The organism is Actinoalloteichus caeruleus DSM 43889 (genome assembly GCF_000429185.2).
GTDB lineage: Bacteria > Actinomycetota > Actinomycetes > Mycobacteriales > Pseudonocardiaceae > Actinoalloteichus_B > Actinoalloteichus_B caeruleus.
This window is the reverse complement of the sequence record NZ_AUBJ02000001.1, coordinates 5,637,237-5,653,596: the sequence shown is the minus strand read 5'-3', so window position 1 is coordinate 5,653,596 and position 16,360 is coordinate 5,637,237. Positions and strand designations below refer to the sequence as shown.

Sequence of the window (16,360 nt, the reverse complement as noted above, 5' to 3'; positions counted from 1 at the left end):
CCACACCTGATCCCATGACGAAGGGTGAGTATTCGTCAACACACCACAGCCATCACACCCGTTCGGCGTACGATCTCGCGAGTGTCCGATGACCCGCTGTTGACGAGTCTTCTCGCCGCGGTCTCCGCCGCCCCCCAGGACGTCCCGCTGCGGCTGCACGTGGCCGAGCTCCTGCTGGACAGGAACGACGCCACGGGCGCGCTCAGCCACTGCACCGTGGTGCTGCAGACCGATCCCGGCAACGCGCAGGCGCTCAGCCTGTTGGGACGAGCGTCCGCCGCGCTCACCGGCGCCGCGGCCGCCCCGACACCGCCGCCCCCGGCCACCCCGCCGGCCGCCCCGCCCGTGACGCCACCGCCCGACGCGACACCAGCCGTCGCCCCGCCACCGACCGCGCCCCCTCCCCCGCCCGGGGCGACCCCCACCTCGCCGGCCAGCGGTCAGGACGCCACGCGGGGCGGCCCCGGCGGAGCCGAGCCGTCCGGCGAGCGGCCCGTCGTACCCCTGCGCCCCACGACGACCAGGTTCGACTCGGCCGCCGAACGGCCCGCACCCACCAGCCCGCCCCGCCTCCACGTCGTCGGCGACGACGAGGAACCCCCGGAACCGGCGCTCGACCTGGAGACCAGCCAGATCACCCTGGCCGACGTCGGAGGTCTGGAGCAGGTCAAGGCACGCTTGGACATGGCCTTCCTCGGGCCGATGCGCAACCCCGAACTGGCCAGGGCCTTCGGCAAGAGCCTGCGCGGCGGCCTGATGCTCTACGGGCCCCCCGGCTGCGGCAAAACCTTCATCGCCCGGGCGGTCGCCGGTGAACTCGGCGCCAGCTTCAGCACCGTCAGCCTCGCCGACATCCTCGGATCCCGCCTCGGCGAGACCGAACGCAACATCGAACAGATCTTCAGGGCGGCCCGCCGCAACAGCCCCTGCCTGCTGTTCTTCGACGAGGTCGACGCCATCGGCCACCGCCGGTCCGGCATCGGTTCCGGCTGGAGCGGACTGCGATCGGCCGTCAACCAGATCCTCACCGAGATGGACTCCGCGACCGAGGACAACACCGGCGTGTTCATCCTCGCCGCGACCAACCACCCGTGGGACGTGGACCCCGCGTTGCGCCGCCCCGGCCGGTTGGACCGCACCGTCCTCGTGCTGCCGCCGGACGGCCCGGCCAGGGCCGCGATCCTCCAGGGCAAGCTGCGGGACCGCCCCGTCGACGGCCTCGACCTCGACCTGCTGGTCAAGCGCACCGAGGACTTCTCCGGCGCCGACCTCGGCCACCTGGTCGAGTCCGCCGCCGAACTCGCCCTGGCCGACTCGATGCGCCTCGGCCGGGCGCGGCCCATCACGATGAAGGACATGAAGGTGGCGCTGCGCCAGGTCAAGCCGTCCATCGGCCCCTGGCTGGAGTCGGCCCGCAACGTCGCGCTGTTCGCCAACGCCAACGGCGAGTACGACGACCTGCTGGCCTACCTCAAGCAGAGAAAGATGGCATGACGGCCGCCGACCCCACCACGCTGTTCACCCACTCCGAGGCGCTGCTGGACCTGGGCCGCACCTCCGAGGCGATCACCGTGCTGGAGGCCGGGCTCGCCGCATGGCCCTCCGACGGTGTCCTCTGGGGGCAGTTGGCGAAGGCGCTGGTCGGCAACGGCGAGTTCCAGCGCGCCCTCGTCGCCGCGGACAACGCCGTCCGCGGCGCCCCCGGGGACGACTGGGGGCACCGGCTCCGCAGCGGGGCCCTCGTCGGCCTCGGCCGCCTCGCCGACGCCGAGGTCGCCGCCCGGGAGGCCGTCCGCCACAACCCCCACGTCTGGCAGACCCACTCGCGGCTCGCCGAGGTGCTGGCCCTGCAGCGGAAACGGCTCCCCGAGGCCGTGGCCGCCGCCGAGGAGTGCGTCCGGCTCGGCCCCACCGAGGCCGGACCGCACCTGCTGCTCGCCCGGCTCGCCCTCCTCAACCGCCGACGTGACCAGGCCGAGGAGGCGCTGCGGGCGGCGCTGGCGATCGACCCGCACAACGACCAGGCCCTGTTCCTGCTCGGCCAGGTGCAGTCCGACCGGGCCCGGGTCGGCCAGGCGATGGCCACCTTCCGGGCGCTGCTGACCGTGGCGCCGGGGCAGCGGGCCACGGAGGCCGAACTGGCGCGGCTGGGCTGGCTCACCGCCCGGCTGGCGCCGATGGTGACCGCCGCCGCGACCCTCCTGCTGCTCGTCCTCGCGCTGCTGCTCCCCGACCACGCCGGCCGGTGGGTGGCGTTGGGCGCCACCCCGCTACCAGCCCTGCTCGGCCTGCACCTGTGGAGCGAGCACCAGCGCTACCAGCGGGGCCTCGGCGGATACCTGCGCATCCTGCTGCGCACCCGCCGGGTGCTGGCCGGTCTCGTCGGAGTGACCTGCCTGAACACGCTGCTGCTCACGGGGTGGTGGATCGGCTCGCTGATCCAGGGCGGGGACGTCACCCCCCTGCTGCGGGTCATCCTGGCGATCGCCCTCGGATCGACCGCCGTCGCGGTCCTGGCCATCCGCCGGCAACGCGACGAACGGATCTACGACGCCCAACCCGTCCGGTTGTGGCGCCAGTCGTGGCTGACGACGCTGCTCGCGCTCCCCCCGCTGGTGTTGCTGACCGCGCTGGGCGAACAGTCCGAAACATGGTGGTACCCGCCGCTGGGCGTCGCGCTGTCGGTGGTGCCGCTGCTGGCCGTGGTCCGCGCTCGCCACCCCCGCGTGGTCCGGGCCCACCTGGCCGCCCGGGCCGGAGCCGACCGGCGCTCCTACCTGGGCCACGTGCTGGTGGCCGTCACCCTGCTGTGCGGGGCGCTGACCGGACCGCTCTGGGTGCTGGCGTCCCTCGCCTACCCGGCGCTGGACCCGGCGCTGATGTTCGTGGGCCTGGGCCTGCTCATCGTCGTCACCTACTGCCGGGTCCTACGGCTGTTCCTCGCCGGGGTCATCGTCACCCTCCAGCGCCTGTCCGGCCGCCGCCAGCGCTGAGGCGCCGCGCGGCCCACGACCCGGGGACGGGAGACCGGGACGGCAGGACTTCCGGCAGGTCACGACACCCGGACACCCGGGGGCCGGGCGCGGACAGCCAGGACCCCGGGTCAGGGTCAGTCCTCCTCGAAGTAGGCGGCCGGTACCCCGCCCTGGCACACCACGTCCACCTCGATGTCGACGTCCTCCGACTCGAACTCCAGGGACACCTCCCGGGCCGGGCCTCGCTCCACGTCGTCGGCGTCCACGTGGAAACCCTGGTCCGGGGTCCAACTGACCAACCGGGCCTGGTCACCGACGCACTCCACCGCCAGCGAACCGCCGGGGGTCCCGATCACCTTCCGCTGTGGAGGCGGCCCGGTGTCCACGGGCTCGGAATCCTCCCCCGGCCCCGATTCCGCCGAGGTGCTGGGCACGGCCGGCGCGGTGGAGGGCGCGGGCTGGTTCGCCGTCTGCGAGGTCAACCGGGAGCTGATCGCCTGCTGGTCCAACACGCGGGGAGCGTCGTCGACGATCCCGGCGCCGATCGCGCCGACCGCGGCGATGCCCACCGCCGTCGCGGCGGTGGCGCCGGCGGCCCAGCCAGCGGCACCCAGGGCGAACCTGGTCCGATTCGAAAGGCCTTTTCTCACCATCACACTCTCGCGCGGGCCGGGTTAACGCCGGGATAAGACGATCCTAGCCCTCGGTGAGAGGCGTACCGGCCGCCTCGGCCCTCCGATAGCGTGCGGGGGTGGCGCACCTTCTGCTCGTCGAGGACGACCCGACGATCCGTACCGCACTGACCAGGGCACTCGGGGAACGAGGCCACGCCGTCGCCTCCGCGCACACCGCGATGGACGGCCTGCGGCTGGCCGTGTCCGAAGGACCCGACCTGGTCGTGCTCGACCTCGGGCTCCCCGACATGGACGGCCGGGAACTGCTGCGGATGCTGCGGGCGGTGAGCACCGTCCCCGTCATCGTCGCCACGGCCCGCGACGAGGAGACCGAGATCATCTCGGTCCTCGACGCCGGAGCCGACGACTACGTCACCAAGCCCTTCAGCGCCGGCCAGCTCGACGCCCGCATCCGCGCCGTGCTCCGCCGAGGCGGGGAGGAAGCCCCCGCCCAGGCGCTGACCGTGGGCGGCTTGCGGGTGGACGCCCGCTCCAGGGAAGCCAGCCTCGACGGGCGGCCACTCGACCTCACCCCCCGCGAGTTCGACCTGCTGCACTACCTGGCCGCCCATGCCGGCGCCGTGGTCAGCAAACGGGAACTGCTCATCGAGGTGTGGCAGGTGCCCTACGGCGGGGCGGACAAGACCGTCGACGTCCACCTGTCCTGGCTCCGCCGCAAACTGGGCGAGACCGCCCAACAGGCCCGATACCTGCACACCATCCGAGGCGTCGGCGTCAAACTGGCCGCACCGGGCGGGGCGTGACCATGCGAGGACGCCTTGCCCTGCTCGTCGCCGCCACCACCTCCCTCATCCTGGTCGCGTTCCTCGTGCCGCTGGCCCTGTTGGTCCGCACCGTCGCCGAGGACCGCGCGCTGCACGCGGCCAACGTCGACGCGCAGTCCTTCAGCTCCCTGCTGGCCACCGCCGACCCCGAGGTCATCCGCCTCGCCGTCGAGCGGGTCAACCTGTCCGACGACCACCAGTTGACGATCTTCCTCCCCGACGGGACCACGGTCGGCGAGCCGGCCGAGCGCACCGAGTCGGTGGACCTCGCCCTCCGCGGCCACACCTTCACCGCTGACGTCGACGGTGGGATGGAGCTGCTGGTCAACGCCCAGGACTCCACCGGGGAGCAGGCGGCGGTGCGCGCCCACGTGCCCGCCGAGGTCCTGCACCGGGGCGTGGACCGGGCCGTGCTGATCCTCGTCCTGCTGGCCGTGGTGCTGCTCGCGGTCAGCGCGCTCGTCGCGGACCGGCTGGCCACCTCCCTGGTGCGACCCACCACCCAGCTGGCCGCCGTCTCCCACCGGCTGGCCCGGGGAGAGCTCCAGGCCAGGGCTGACCCGGCCGGCCCCAAGGAACTGCGGGACGTCGGACTGGCCCTCAACCACCTGGCGGGTCAGATCGAAACCCTGCTCCAACAGGAACGGGAAACGGTCGCCGACATCTCGCACCGGCTCCGCACCCCGCTGACCGCCCTCAAACTGGAGGCGGAGGGCCTGCGGTCGCCGGAGGAGGCCCGCCGGGTGGAGGGGCTGGTCGAGGAACTGGAACGCGCCGTCAGCGAGGTCATCCAGGACGCCAGGGGGCGCAGCGGCGGCGACGGGCAGACCGCGGCCCGAGTGGCCTGCGACGCCGCACAGGTCGTGTCCGAGCGGGTGCGCTTCTGGTCGGTGCTCGCCGAGGACACCGAACGCCACGTCGAACTCGACCTCGCCCCGGGGCCACTGCTCGTCCGCGTCTCCCCCGGCGACCTGGTCGCCGCCGTCGACTCCCTGCTCGGCAACGTCTTCGCGCACACCGAGGAGGGCACCTCCTTCGCGGTCCGGCTCCGCCCCGCGCCTGAAGGCGGAGCCGTCCTCGTCGTCGCCGACGCCGGCACCGGGTTCGGTGGCGTCAACACCGGGCGGCACGTGCTGGACCGGGGCAACAGCAAAGGCGGGTCGACCGGGCTGGGCCTCGACATCGCCCGCAGGACCGCGGAGGCCTCCGGCGGCGGGATGTCCCTGGGCGCCTCCGGCTGGGGTGGAGCCCAGATCACCGTCCGGCTCGGCCCACCCGACCCCGACTGACCCCGCCCCACCCGCACCCCGCCGACGCCGCCCCGGACAGCCAACCGGCAGGACCGGCCCACGTCGGGGACGGCGGGGGTTGAGGACGGCGGGCCACGCCTAGTCGAAACGCACGTGCCGCAGCTGGACCCCCACCCTGCGCACGGCCCGCCGCACCGGGTGCTCGGCGCTGTCGGACAACCGCAGACCGCAGTGCTCCGCGATGTCCTCGGCCACCTCGGCGATCGTCTGATGCTCGGTGTCGACGTGGACGTCGAACTGGGGGGTGCTCAGCACGTCCAGGCAGCGCCGGGCCTGCCCCGCCGCGAAACTCGCCCTCCCCTCACCCCGATACCGGATGCGGCGCAGCAGCGACTGCTCCGAGGTGAGCAGCGTGACGTGCCGCAGGTTCGGGTGGTTCCGCCGGAGCCCGCCGACGATCTCGTCGTGGTAGTCCGGGTTGATCAGCGTCATGGGCACGATCACGTGCCCGTCGTGGTCCTCGACCAGGCCGGAGAGGAACTCCCGGACGCCACGCCGCCACAGCGGCAGGTCCTGGAAGTCACCCCGCCGGGTGGGAGGAGTCATTCGCCGCAACGCGAAACCGAGCTGCTCGGGATCGCAGACGAAACTCCCGGGCAGGCGGTGCTCCAGTTCGTGGGCCACCTGCGTCTTCCCGACGCCGAACGGCCCGTTGATCCAGATCAGCATGAACGCGCAGACTACCGCCCACGTGGTGCGATCGGACGAACACCCAGCGCCATCACCCGCAGCGCGCTTCTCCTCCGCGCCGCCGCCATTCGCCCTCGAACGCCCGCGCCACCCCGACATCCGGTCCGACGCGGCACCACAGGCGACGCGAGCCGCCCGGCCGCCGGGCCGCCGGGCCGCCGGGCCGCCGGGCCGCCGGGCACGGCCTCGGACGGCCGAGCGAGCCCATCGGCTTCGCGGGCTCCCGCGACGCACGCCCCGCTCCTCCTCGGGCCGTGCACCCCGAAGGCCGCGTCCTGTTCCGCCAAGCCCGCGAGGACGCCACGAGCCCGCGAGCCAATGTCGCCACCACACCGGGCGGACCAGGCAAACCAGCAGGTCACAGCACTGGAGCGTGGTTCACGCACCGGTCGCACGACCGCCTCCGCCGATCTTTACCTCCCCTTAGGAGTCAGACAGCGCGGCCCTATCACCGGGAACGGCAATCTTGGTCCCACACCGAGGGGAACACCCCCGAGACCAGGCCGGGAGAGCCGGACAGCGACTCGGGACCCACCAGGAGAAGGAAGGGAACCACCATGAAGAACCCGAAGATGGTCGCCGCGGTTGTCGGAGCTGTGGGCCTGCTCGCCATCGGTGGCACGGCCGTGGCGCTCAACGACGGCGGGAACAACGAGACCGTGCCGGCGGCGAGCGCGCAGCACTGGGAGAACCCCGGCAACGCCGCCGTGAACAACGTCGAGCGGGACGACGACTGGGACGACCGCGATGACCGGGACGACCGCCACGACGACCGGGACGACTGGGACCCGAGGTCCGTGGAGACCGTGGAGGCCACCAGCGCCGAGGCACGGGAGGGCGGACCGAAGATCAGCCGCGAGGAGGCCGAGCGGATCGCCCTGGAGCGCGTCCCCGGCGCCCGGGTGACCGAGGTCGAACTCGACGAGGACGACGGCCGGTGGGAGTGGGAGATCGAACTCCGCAAGGACCGGATGGAGTACGACATCGACATCGACGCCGCCAGCGGCGACATCATCGGCTACGAGGAGGACCGGGACGACGACGACTACGACGACTGAGCAGCAGCCGGGTAGATCCGGCAGCCAGGCCCGAACAGGCCGCTTCGAGTCGCTCACCGAGGAAGGCCGGTGCCGCTGGGCACCGGCCTTCCGCACGTGTGCGTGGCTGAGCAGCAGGTGAAGCCCTGGCCGGCCAGCGGGTGGACGTCCCACTGTGGACCGCCGAGCCGGGATCACCATGGTCGGCGGGCTTGTGAATGCCCGTACGCGCTCCGCTAGGATCGGGCCGCGTTCGCTCCCGCCCGTCCCGGCGGCCGAGGAGCGATCACGGGAGACTGGGGGCAGTAGCTCAGTTGGTCAGAGCAGGGGACTCATAATCCCTTGGCCGTGGGTTCGAGCCCCACCTGCCCCACCACCCGTGACCAGGGAGAACGATCCGACCAGCCTCGTCGGAGTCGACCGGGGGCGCGACTTCTGGGTGCGAGATCTACCCGGGGCCACGAGTCGTGGACGCGGCGAAGCACGAGCCCGGGACCGCCTCGAGCAATGGTTCCACCGCACTACCGGTCGTCCTCAACGCGGAAACAGCCTCGTGACGCTCCGCCTACCCCTGAGAAACGATCAGTGGCATCGACCGAGCCACCTGGAAGCGAGCGGAGAAGGCACTGACCCGCCTCACGGACCAGGTGGACCAGCAGAACTCCGTGACCTCCGCCGTGCCGTTCAGTGAGGTCCTGGATGAGTGGTTGCGGACGGCGGACCTCGAACGTCCCGAGTCGACCTGGACGTGAAGATCCTGAAAGTCCGTACGGGCTCCGTCCTGATCGGACGTTGGGGCCGAGGAGACGACGGTGCCGCTGAACTCGAACTGGTGCCGATCGCTCTGGCACCCCGATCGAAGCCGGGATCAACTCGTGGGCCCGGCCGAGGTCCCTGCCGCCTTCAGCTGTTCCGCGCGGGCGACAGCTCCGACCCGCCACCCGGCTGAACCCGTCCTCGCCGCCACCTCAGCGAGCCGCGCTTGGACACTGGTGCGAGTACCGCGTTGACCGATCCCCACAGCTGCGAGGGAAGAGTCAGTCGACCATTCGTTCCTTGTTGTTCTCCCTGGTCGGCGACCGCGACCCCTCGAGATCGATGAGCCGGCTGCTCAGCAGTCCGATTTGCGCCCGCAATCCCCTCAGTTCCCGGATGACGGTGTTCAGCAGTGGGATCACCGGATCCTGGGCCACCTTGGTGGCCGGGATGTTAGGCGGCGTCACTCCGTTCAGAACAGCCGTCAGGTGACGGGGATGCCACTCCAGTGCCAGCGAGAGGGCCTCCAAAGTCCGCGGATTGCGTTGCCGCTCAATACGAGCTTGCTGAATTTCTCGCACTATCGCCAGCGACACACCAGACCTGTCCGATATCTCCTTCTGTTTCAAGGACAGCTCCCGCGCTCGGGAATTCACCGCGTACGCGACCTCCGCCCAGTTCTTCGACACCTTATCCTCCGTGGTCGGTCGATCTTCTCCACGCACGTCTCCGACGGTCTGCCAGCCCAATCACCTACACGGGTCCATCGATGTGACCAGGCCGCAGACAGCTCGATGGCTCTTGGCCACACAAGCCATCGAGTGAGTTTCCCACTCGGCCACCATCGTCTTCCGCGCGATCGACCCCGACTCACCGACGCCTCCGACGACGACAACAGAGTATGAGCTGACCTCCTGACATGGGGGCTGACCCGAGGCGTCAGACAGGACAACCCGCGACTACCCGCACACGGACGTGTCCACAGCGAGGAGTCCTCAGCCTTGGACGACCCCCGCCTACCGCCGCCCCATCAGGCCACACAGCGGGGGGAGGGCCAGTCGGTGCCCCCCACCGCCCCACCGCCTCGACGAACTGGGCCGCCAGGCACGCAGGAGGGGGCTCCCAAGGCTGGTAATTCTAGTACTAGAATATGCTCATGGAGCTGACGCCGGCGGAACTGACGGTGCTGGGCCTGGTCATCGAACGGCCCCAGCACGGCTACGACCTGGAACGGGTCATCGAGCAACGCGGCATCCGCCAGTGGACCGACATCGGCTTCTCCTCGATCTACTACCTGCTCACCAGGCTGGAGAGACGCGGGCTCGTCCACGTGCCGGACGCCCCCGCGGCCGCGAAGTCCCGACGGGTCTTCCACGCCACCAGTGAGGGCCACCAGGCCGCGCGGGATACCGCGCTCGCCCTGGTCACCGAGCTGCGGTCAGCGACGAACCCGCTGCTGGTCGGAGTGGCGAACCTGCCCCTGCTCTCCGACGAGGAGTACACGCGGGCCCTCCGGAGCCGCCTGACCCAGGTGGAGGCGCGCCTCGTCGGCATCCGCGCCGCCCAGGGCGCCCCAGTCCCCCTCCCGCGCCCGGCGCGGGAGGTCTTCTCGTACTCACTGAGCCTCCTCGAGGCGGAAAGGTCGTGGCTCGCCGAGCGAGTCCGGGTGACCGATGACGAACAAGACCGACTTCAAGAAGAGCCTCGACGCCTACCAGGCGAAGCAGGACCAGTTCCGGATCATCGACGTACCTGATCTGCGGTACCTGATGGTCGACGGCCACGGGGACCCGAACACCTCGCCGGCGTTCTCGGAGGCGGTCGAGGCCCTTTACCCGGTCGCCTACAAGCTGAAGATGGCGAGCAAGCGGGACCTCGGGCAGGACTACGTCGTCATGCCGCTGGAAGGCCTGTGGTGGGCGGAGGACCTCGACTCCTTCACGTCCTCACGGGACAAGTCCCGGTGGGACTGGACGATGATGATCATGGTTCCGGACTGGATCGACCAGGACATGTTCACCACGGCCGTGCGGCAGGTCGGGACGAGGAAGCCGCCGGCTCGCCTCGACGGAGTCCGGTTGGAACCACTGTCCGAGGGCCGGTGCGTCCAGACCCTGCACGTCGGGTCCTTCGACGACGAGACGGCGGTGCTCAACCGGTTGCACCACGAGTTCGTACCCGACAACCAACTCCGCATGGTGGGCAAGCACCACGAGATCTACCTCAGTGACTTCCGGAAGGTGGCGCCGGCGAAACTGCGCACCATCCTCCGCCAGCCGGTCCTACCCGTCGCCGAGGGCTGAGCGGGGAGCGTTCCAGGTCGCCCCACGGCGCGTCGTGGAGTACCCGTGCGCACGCGGGCCTTGGGGCGGCCGGCGGGAGCACTGCTGTCCTCGCCCGGAACGGAAGGACGGCCAGGCGGGACGGGTGATGACGTGGGCCGCTCGGTTCGTGTCGGGCGATCTCCGCACTGCTGGGTCCGGGGCCGCGTCCCACGCGGACAGCGCCGGCGCGGGACTGGCGCCGCGAGGGCCTGTGGGAGGCCGGACTCCTCGGGCCTCCTGGCGTGAACGCGAGCAGGCCGAGAACGGCCAGGTCACGGCAGGGGGTTCCCGGTCGACGGACAGGCCTACCGCGCCATTCCTTGCCCCCACGCCCGAGGATCGGGCGCTCCGAGCGGCGGCGGTCAGCCCCCTGGCCCGCTCGGCTTCCCTCCCCTGGCGATGGCCCGGTGGATCTCCTGGACGATGTCCCCCTTGGCGTCGGCGTAGTCCTGGACGTGTCGCCAGGTCCGTCGCGCGAGCTCACGTTTGACGGCTTCGTACCTCCGCCTGTCGTCGGCGTTCGCGCGGAGGTGGTCGCGGAACGCGGTCATGCGGTCGATCTCAGAGCAACCGGCGGTGAGGACGTGCAGGTTGACGTCGGGGGCCGTTCCCTTCAGCAGGCGGTGTTGGAACCAGTCGGGTTCTCGGATGCGCAGTACGTACCCGGCCGCTTCCGGGTCGGGCACGTAGTGGGACTCCGCGGTGGAGTCCGCGACGGCGAGGACGATGTCGATGATCGGCTTCGCGGCGAGTGAGGGGACGGCGGTCGATCCGACGTGCTCGACCGCCAGCGCCCGGTCCCCCAGTGCCTCCCGGATCCTGGTGGCCTCCTGGTGGAACAGCCGGGCCCACCGCGGGTCGGGGTCGACGATCTCGATGCTCGCGTTGTGCGGCCGGACCGCCCCGACGGTCATCTCGGCCAGGCGTTCCTCGCCTCCACTCGACATGCGCCCCCACTCCTCGGATACGGACAGGATCCTCGCCGCGCCGCGCCGCTCGCGAACGACTTCTGGAACGCGGGGGTTCGCGGGGGCGAGATGGACGCCGGTGCCTGCGACCGGCACTCCCAGGACGGCGAGTGGGTCGGTCCTCACGGCGGGCGAGCGATCACGTGAGCTCGTCGTCCGTCGCGCCTCACCTCGGCGAGCGGCCGTCCTGCGACCAGCGGGTGTTCCTCGGGAAGGTTCGCGCGAAGGCACTCGCGAGATCGATCTGAGCCAAGAACCTTGGAACTGAGCCAAAGTGGTGCCATGATGGCATCATGGACTTGACCACGTACGTGGGCCAGTTGGGCCGCGAGTTGGCGGCACTCGCCGACGCCGGCGGTGAGGAGTCACGTGCGCTGGTCGAGCGCCTGACCGGCCCGCTCGAGTCGGCGATCCGCATGACCCTGCTGGACACCCTCTCCGCCGCCTCGGACGAGATCACCCGGGAGCTGGCCCCAGGGTCGGTGGAAGTGCGCCTGCGCGGACGCGACCCGGAGTTCGTCGTGACCCCACCGCCCAGCGACCCCCTCGCCGGCTCGGCCGCTGGTGGGACCACGACGACGGAGAAGGTTCCGCCGATTCCCGAGGACGGGCCGACGACGCGCATCAACGTCCGGCTGCCCGAACCGCTGAAGGCAGCGGTGGAGGAGGCCGCCGCCGCGGAGGGCCGCTCGGTCAACTCCTGGCTGGTCCGCGCCGCCGCCGCCGCCCTGCGCCAGCCCGAGGGCGACCCGCGCTCCGAGCACGCCAGCCGTGGCACACGCGGCAGGCAGGGCTTCACCGGCTGGGTCCGCTGACCGCGCCACCTCCGACACACGTCCCGACCCACGGGAACGCCCCACCACCACGTCACGGGGGATGACCATGCCCAGATTCGACACGCCCGAACCCATCGCCGTCCTGATCGAACTCGGCGTCACCAGCGAAACGCGGATCATCGCGAGCGACCGAGCCGACACGTGGGTCGAGGTGCGCCCGACCGACGAGTCCGACGACTCCGACGTGCGGGCCGCCCAGCGGGTCAGCGTCGAGTACACCGACGGTGTACTGCGCGTCCAGGGGCCGAGGGCGCCCGTATTCGACTTCTCCCGGAGGACCCGGTCGGTCGACGTGGTCGTCGAGCTGCCCACCGGTTCCCGCCTGACCGGCTCGGTGCAGCTCGGCGACCTGACGTGCGTCGGCCGGCTCGCGGAGACCCGGTTCAGGACCTCGATGGGGAACGTCCACCTCGAACACACCGGTCCGCTGCGGCTGGAGACGGGGCACGGCCACGTCACCGTGACCCGAACCGAGGGGGACATCGAGATCCACACCGGATCCGGGCAGGTGAGGCTCGGCCGGGTCGAGGGCACCTCGGTCGTGAGGAACTCCAACGGCGACATCCACCTCGGCGCGGTCGGGGGTCACGCCCGGTTGAGCTCGTCGAACGGGGGCATCTCCGTCGGGCGGGCGGAGGCCGGGGTAATCGCGAAGACCGCCAACGGGAGCATCCGGCTGGACGAGGCCACTCGCGACTCCGTCACGCTCGAGTCCGCGCTCGGCGAGATCGAGGTCGGCATCGCCGACGGTACCGCCGCCTGGCTCGAGGTGTTCACCAAGTTCGGGCGAGTGCGCAACCTGCTGGACGAGGCCTCGGGCCCGGAGGGCTCCGAGTCGACCGTCGACGTCCGTGCCCGTACCTCCCACGGCGACATCACGATCAGCCGTGCCTGATCGTCGCCCACCCCAACACGGAAGGACAACCATGGCGACCGCACCCCCTGAGACGGCGATCTCGGTCACCGGGCTGCGCAAGTCCTTCGGCGAGCACGTCGTGCTCGACGGGCTCGACCTCACCGTCCCCGCCGGGACGGTGTACTCCCTGCTCGGCGCGAACGGCGCTGGCAAGTCCACCACCGTCAGGATCCTGTCCACCCTGGCCGCCTCCGACGGCGGCTCCGCGCGGGTCCGCGGGCACGACCTGGCGTCCGAACCCGACGCGGTGCGCGCGGCGATCGGCGTCACCGGCCAGTTCTCGGCGGTGGACTCCCTCCTCACTGGTGAGGAGAACCTGCTCCTGATGGCGGACCTGCACCACTGGCCCCGACGTGACGGCCGGCGGCGCGTCGCTGAGCTGCTGCGGCGGTTCGACCTGGTCGATGCCGCTCGACGACCGGCCTCCACCTACTCGGGAGGTATGCGGCGGCGGCTCGACCTCGCGATGACCCTGGTCGGCGACCCCCAGGTGATCTTCCTCGACGAACCGACCACCGGCTTGGATCCCCGGAGTCGCCGGGCGATGTGGCGGATCGTCCGCGAGCTGGTGTCCACCGGGGTGACCGTCTTCCTCACCACCCAGTACCTCGAGGAAGCCGACGAACTGGCGGATCGGATCGGTGTCCTCCACCACGGGAGGCTGGTCGCGGAGGGCACGGCGGAGGAGCTGAAACGGCTCGTCCCCGGGGGCCACGTGCTCCTGCGGTTCGCGGACCCGACCAGCCTCGAGGACGCCGAACGCGCGCTCGACACGTCCTCGCGGGAGAACGGCACGCTTGCCCTGCGCGTGCCCAGCGACGGCGGTCTCCGGTCGTTGCGGGCAGTGCTGAGCAGGCTCGACGACCGGAGTATCGAGGTCGAGGAGCTGTCCGTGCGCACCCCCGACCTCGACGACGTCTTCCTTGCCCTGACCGGCCAGCCCGGCGCCGAGAAGGTGAGCACCTGATGGGCACCGCACCTTCCCTCCCCGGCCCGGCGCCCGCCGCCCTCCGGTTCCACCCGTTGCGGGATTCGGCGACGATGTCGCGCCGCAACCTCCGGCACATGCTCCGGTACCCCTCGACGACCCTGGTGCTCGTCGGGATGCCGATCGTGTTCCTCCTGCTGTTCGTGTACGTCTTCGGCGGAGCGTTGGGCGCCGGGATCAGCGAAGGCCCCGGTGGACGGTCCGAGTACGTCACCTACGTCGTACCGGCCATCCTCCTGATGACCATCGCCTCGACGGTGCAGGGCACGGCCATCTCGATCGCCATGGACCTGACCGAGGGGATCATCGACCGGTTCCGCACCATGCACATCGCCCGGGTCTCGGTCCTGACGGGCCACGTCGTCGGGAGCGTGATCCAGGCGTTCCTCAGTCTGGCGATCGTGATGGGCGTGGCACTGCTCATCGGTTTCCGGCCCGGGGCCGGGCTGGGCGGCTGGCTGGCGACCACGGGTTTCCTCGCCGTGGTGACCTTCGCCCTCGTGTGGCTCTCGGTGGCTCTCGGTCAGGTCAGCAGGAGTGTGGAGACCGCGAGCAACCTGCCGATGCCGTTGATCCTGCTGCCCTTCCTCAGCAGCGGATTCGTCCCCACGGACTCGATGCCCGCCGGGCTGCGCTGGTTCGCCGAGTACCAGCCGTTCACCCCGATCATCGAGACGTCGCGCGGCCTGCTGATGGACCAGCCCGTCGGCCACCACGGCTGGGTCGCGCTCGGCTGGTGCGCGCTCATCGCGCTGGGCGGGTATCTCTGGTCGCGGAGGCTGTTCGGTCGGGAGCACCCGAGCTGACCGTCTGGCGGTCCTCCCGCGCCGCCCGGTCTCCCACTGGTCCCCGGGGCCCCCGTGCGGCCGCCGGGTCGGGTGTGGACCGTGCGGTCGGGAGGACGACGACGTCCGTGCGCGTCACAGCTGGATGCTCGCGCGCAGTTCCTCGTAGGTGGGGGCGAGGTCGACCAGGAGGCGCGCGGCGGTGGCGGTGTCCCCGGTGACGAGGGGGTGTTGCAGGGCACCGACGAGCCGGGCCTGCCGGGTGAGGACGCGGGACGCCTCGGGGAGGTCGACGGTGCGGAGGCAGTGGGCCGCGTCGGCGAGTCGCCGCGCTCCCACGCGCACCGCGAAGTGGATGAGGTGTTCCTGGACGTCCTCGGGCCGTGTGCTGAGGAGGTCGGCGAGCGCGAGGGCGGCGTCGTGGTTGGCGAGGGCGCCGGGCGGGGCGGTGTCGCCTCGCAGCCAGTGGAGGGCGCGGGGTGGGGAGGCGCGGAGGGCGTCGGCGGGGGCGACGTCTCGTTCGCGGACGAACCGTGTGCGCATGGTGAACGGGGCGGCGTAGTCCACGGTGTCCGCGCGCCACGCGTCCCGGAACTGGGCCCAGGGCAGGCGCGCGTACGGGTACCCCTGGGGGTCGTGCAGGACCAGGTGTCCCCCCTCGTGGCCGATCGCGACGAGGTAGTGGTCGGCCCCGAGGGGACCGGTCCTGCCCGGTTGGTAGCTCAGGTGTCCCATCTCGACGGGGCCGACCAGGACGGGGCCGGTTTCCAGGGCGCCCAGGAGGCGGTCGTGGGCTCCGTGTTCGTCGCCTCCGCCGCTCCGGTGCGTTGACCAGCCGAGGGCGGTGAGGGCGTGGTCGATGCCGATCTCGGGGGTCCAGCCGGCCGGGTCGAAGTACGGTGTCGCTTCCTCGGTGAGCTGCATGCCGTACGGGCTCCCGGTCAGGGTCTCGATGACCGCCACGTCCGGCGCGGCCGCCCCCATCATCATCGCCATCGAGTGGGAGTAGCAGTAGGGACCGGATCCGGCGTAGGTGGTCTCGGACACGCGGTCAGGATGCCATTTTCCCTTCTGTCGTGGTCCGCGCGCCCGACGCCGGGGAGTTCCGCCTCCGTCCCGTTGTCGCCCGCCCGCTCCCGGGGCCGGCCCGACGGTCGTGAGCGTTCGGGGGACGCCGAGGTCGGCGTACCGCCGGAACCCTGGGACGGGACGTCCGTGGGCGTTCGACCGGCTTCCCGAACCCTCGGTGGTGACGGGGAGCCTCGGCGTGCGCGCGCCGGTTCTCCGGGTGGTGGGGCCGGGCCGGGACCTTCAGG

At 71.5% G+C, this 16,360-nt stretch carries 16 protein-coding genes and 1 tRNA gene; 12 read left to right on the top strand and 5 right to left on the bottom strand.

Features of this window, described 5'->3' with window-relative positions; genetic code table 11:
* The first annotated feature begins 81 nt into the window (after positions 1-81).
* Together G443_RS23065 and G443_RS23060 are read left to right on the top strand one after the other, a co-directional pair.
* Positions 82-1,494, top strand: coding sequence for an ATP-binding protein (locus tag G443_RS23065; RefSeq protein WP_026419901.1), 1,413 nt, complete (start codon positions 82-84; stop codon positions 1,492-1,494).
* Positions 1,491-2,993, top strand: coding sequence for a tetratricopeptide repeat protein (locus G443_RS23060; protein WP_026419900.1), 1,503 nt, complete (start codon positions 1,491-1,493; stop codon positions 2,991-2,993). Before G443_RS23065 ends, G443_RS23060 begins: the two co-directional genes overlap by 4 nt.
* Before the next feature lie 116 nt (positions 2,994-3,109).
* On the opposite strand, the gene G443_RS23055 is transcribed toward G443_RS23060, so the two are convergent.
* The gene (locus G443_RS23055; protein WP_155886220.1) at positions 3,110-3,625 is read right to left on the bottom strand and encodes a hypothetical protein; all 516 of its coding nucleotides are present in this window, start codon (positions 3,623-3,625) and stop codon (positions 3,110-3,112) included.
* Between the two features lie 101 nt (positions 3,626-3,726).
* Here G443_RS23055 and G443_RS23050 point away from each other — a divergent pair, with 101 nt between their 5' ends.
* Both G443_RS23050 and G443_RS23045 read left to right on the top strand, forming a co-directional pair.
* On the top strand, positions 3,727-4,413 hold the full coding sequence (locus G443_RS23050) for a response regulator transcription factor (protein ID WP_026419898.1): 687 nt from the start codon (positions 3,727-3,729) through the stop codon (positions 4,411-4,413).
* Positions 4,414-4,415: 2 nt separating this feature from the next.
* Positions 4,416-5,723 carry a sensor histidine kinase gene (locus G443_RS23045; protein WP_026419897.1) on the top strand — a complete coding sequence of 436 codons (1,308 nt, stop codon included), beginning with the start codon at positions 4,416-4,418 and terminating at the stop codon, positions 5,721-5,723.
* 99 nt (positions 5,724-5,822) lie between these two features.
* Here the strand turns inward: G443_RS23045 and G443_RS23040 are convergent, their stop codons facing one another.
* Complete coding sequence (locus G443_RS23040) at positions 5,823-6,413, bottom strand: AAA family ATPase (protein WP_026419896.1); 591 nt, start codon at positions 6,411-6,413, stop codon at positions 5,823-5,825.
* 578 nt (positions 6,414-6,991) lie between these two features.
* On the opposite strand from G443_RS23040, the gene G443_RS23035 reads away from it, so the two are divergent.
* Both G443_RS23035 and G443_RS23030 read left to right on the top strand, forming a co-directional pair.
* Positions 6,992-7,492, top strand: coding sequence for a PepSY domain-containing protein (locus tag G443_RS23035; protein WP_051314206.1), 501 nt, complete (start codon positions 6,992-6,994; stop codon positions 7,490-7,492).
* Between the two features lie 278 nt (positions 7,493-7,770).
* Positions 7,771-7,847 (top strand) — tRNA-Ile (locus tag G443_RS23030).
* Positions 7,848-8,508: 661 nt separating this feature from the next.
* Here G443_RS23030 and G443_RS23025 read toward each other — a convergent pair.
* Positions 8,509-8,916, bottom strand: coding sequence for a hypothetical protein (locus G443_RS23025; protein ID WP_035292720.1), 408 nt, complete (start codon positions 8,914-8,916; stop codon positions 8,509-8,511).
* Positions 8,917-9,383: 467 nt separating this feature from the next.
* Between G443_RS23025 and G443_RS23020 the strand changes: the two genes are divergently transcribed.
* Complete coding sequence (locus G443_RS23020) at positions 9,384-9,983, top strand: PadR family transcriptional regulator (protein WP_051314253.1); 600 nt, start codon at positions 9,384-9,386, stop codon at positions 9,981-9,983.
* On the top strand, positions 9,901-10,530 hold the full coding sequence (locus G443_RS23015; protein ID WP_026419895.1) for a GyrI-like domain-containing protein: 630 nt from the start codon (positions 9,901-9,903) through the stop codon (positions 10,528-10,530). The genes G443_RS23020 and G443_RS23015 overlap by 83 nt, the downstream gene beginning before the upstream one ends.
* 383 nt (positions 10,531-10,913) lie before the next feature.
* On the opposite strand, the gene G443_RS23010 is transcribed toward G443_RS23015, so the two are convergent.
* The gene (locus G443_RS23010; RefSeq protein WP_026419894.1) at positions 10,914-11,498 is read right to left on the bottom strand and encodes a GrpB family protein; all 585 of its coding nucleotides are present in this window, start codon (positions 11,496-11,498) and stop codon (positions 10,914-10,916) included.
* A gap of 314 nt (positions 11,499-11,812) precedes the next feature.
* Here G443_RS23010 and G443_RS23005 point away from each other — a divergent pair, with 314 nt between their 5' ends.
* The 4 genes from G443_RS23005 (at position 11,813) to G443_RS22990 (ending at position 15,065) form a co-directional block, all read left to right on the top strand.
* The gene (locus G443_RS23005; RefSeq protein WP_026419893.1) at positions 11,813-12,334 is read left to right on the top strand and encodes a ribbon-helix-helix protein, CopG family; all 522 of its coding nucleotides are present in this window, start codon (positions 11,813-11,815) and stop codon (positions 12,332-12,334) included.
* A 67-nt stretch (positions 12,335-12,401) separates the two neighbouring features.
* Positions 12,402-13,250 (top strand): DUF4097 family beta strand repeat-containing protein, encoded by an 849-nt coding sequence (locus G443_RS23000; RefSeq protein WP_026419892.1) that lies wholly within the window; start codon positions 12,402-12,404, stop codon positions 13,248-13,250.
* A gap of 31 nt (positions 13,251-13,281) precedes the next feature.
* A complete protein-coding gene (locus tag G443_RS22995) occupies positions 13,282-14,238 on the top strand; it encodes a daunorubicin resistance protein DrrA family ABC transporter ATP-binding protein (protein WP_026419891.1) in 957 nt (318 codons plus the stop codon).
* Positions 14,238-15,065, top strand: coding sequence for an ABC transporter permease (locus G443_RS22990; RefSeq protein ID WP_211237578.1), 828 nt, complete (start codon positions 14,238-14,240; stop codon positions 15,063-15,065). Before G443_RS22995 ends, G443_RS22990 begins: the two co-directional genes overlap by 1 nt.
* Positions 15,066-15,179: 114 nt before the next feature.
* Here G443_RS22990 and G443_RS22985 read toward each other — a convergent pair whose 3' ends face one another.
* Positions 15,180-16,091 (bottom strand): YobF C-terminal domain-containing protein, encoded by a 912-nt coding sequence (locus G443_RS22985; RefSeq protein ID WP_026419890.1) that lies wholly within the window; start codon positions 16,089-16,091, stop codon positions 15,180-15,182.
* Positions 16,092-16,360: the final 269 nt, after the last annotated feature.

Coding starts and splice junctions, on each gene's coding strand:
- G443_RS22990 (WP_211237578.1), top strand. CDS start 14,238: ATGGGCACCGCACCTTCCCTCCCCGGCCCGGCGCCCGCCGCCCTCCGG.
- G443_RS23005 (WP_026419893.1), top strand. CDS start 11,813: ATGGACTTGACCACGTACGTGGGCCAGTTGGGCCGCGAGTTGGCGGCA.
- G443_RS23000 (WP_026419892.1), top strand. CDS start 12,402: ATGCCCAGATTCGACACGCCCGAACCCATCGCCGTCCTGATCGAACTC.
- G443_RS23010 (WP_026419894.1), bottom strand. CDS start 11,498: ATGTCGAGTGGAGGCGAGGAACGCCTGGCCGAGATGACCGTCGGGGCG.
- G443_RS23045 (WP_026419897.1), top strand. CDS start 4,416: ATGCGAGGACGCCTTGCCCTGCTCGTCGCCGCCACCACCTCCCTCATC.
- G443_RS23020 (WP_051314253.1), top strand. CDS start 9,384: ATGGAGCTGACGCCGGCGGAACTGACGGTGCTGGGCCTGGTCATCGAA.
- G443_RS23060 (WP_026419900.1), top strand. CDS start 1,491: ATGACGGCCGCCGACCCCACCACGCTGTTCACCCACTCCGAGGCGCTG.
- G443_RS23040 (WP_026419896.1), bottom strand. CDS start 6,413: ATGCTGATCTGGATCAACGGGCCGTTCGGCGTCGGGAAGACGCAGGTG.
- G443_RS22995 (WP_026419891.1), top strand. CDS start 13,282: ATGGCGACCGCACCCCCTGAGACGGCGATCTCGGTCACCGGGCTGCGC.
- G443_RS23015 (WP_026419895.1), top strand. CDS start 9,901: ATGACGAACAAGACCGACTTCAAGAAGAGCCTCGACGCCTACCAGGCG.
- G443_RS23035 (WP_051314206.1), top strand. CDS start 6,992: ATGAAGAACCCGAAGATGGTCGCCGCGGTTGTCGGAGCTGTGGGCCTG.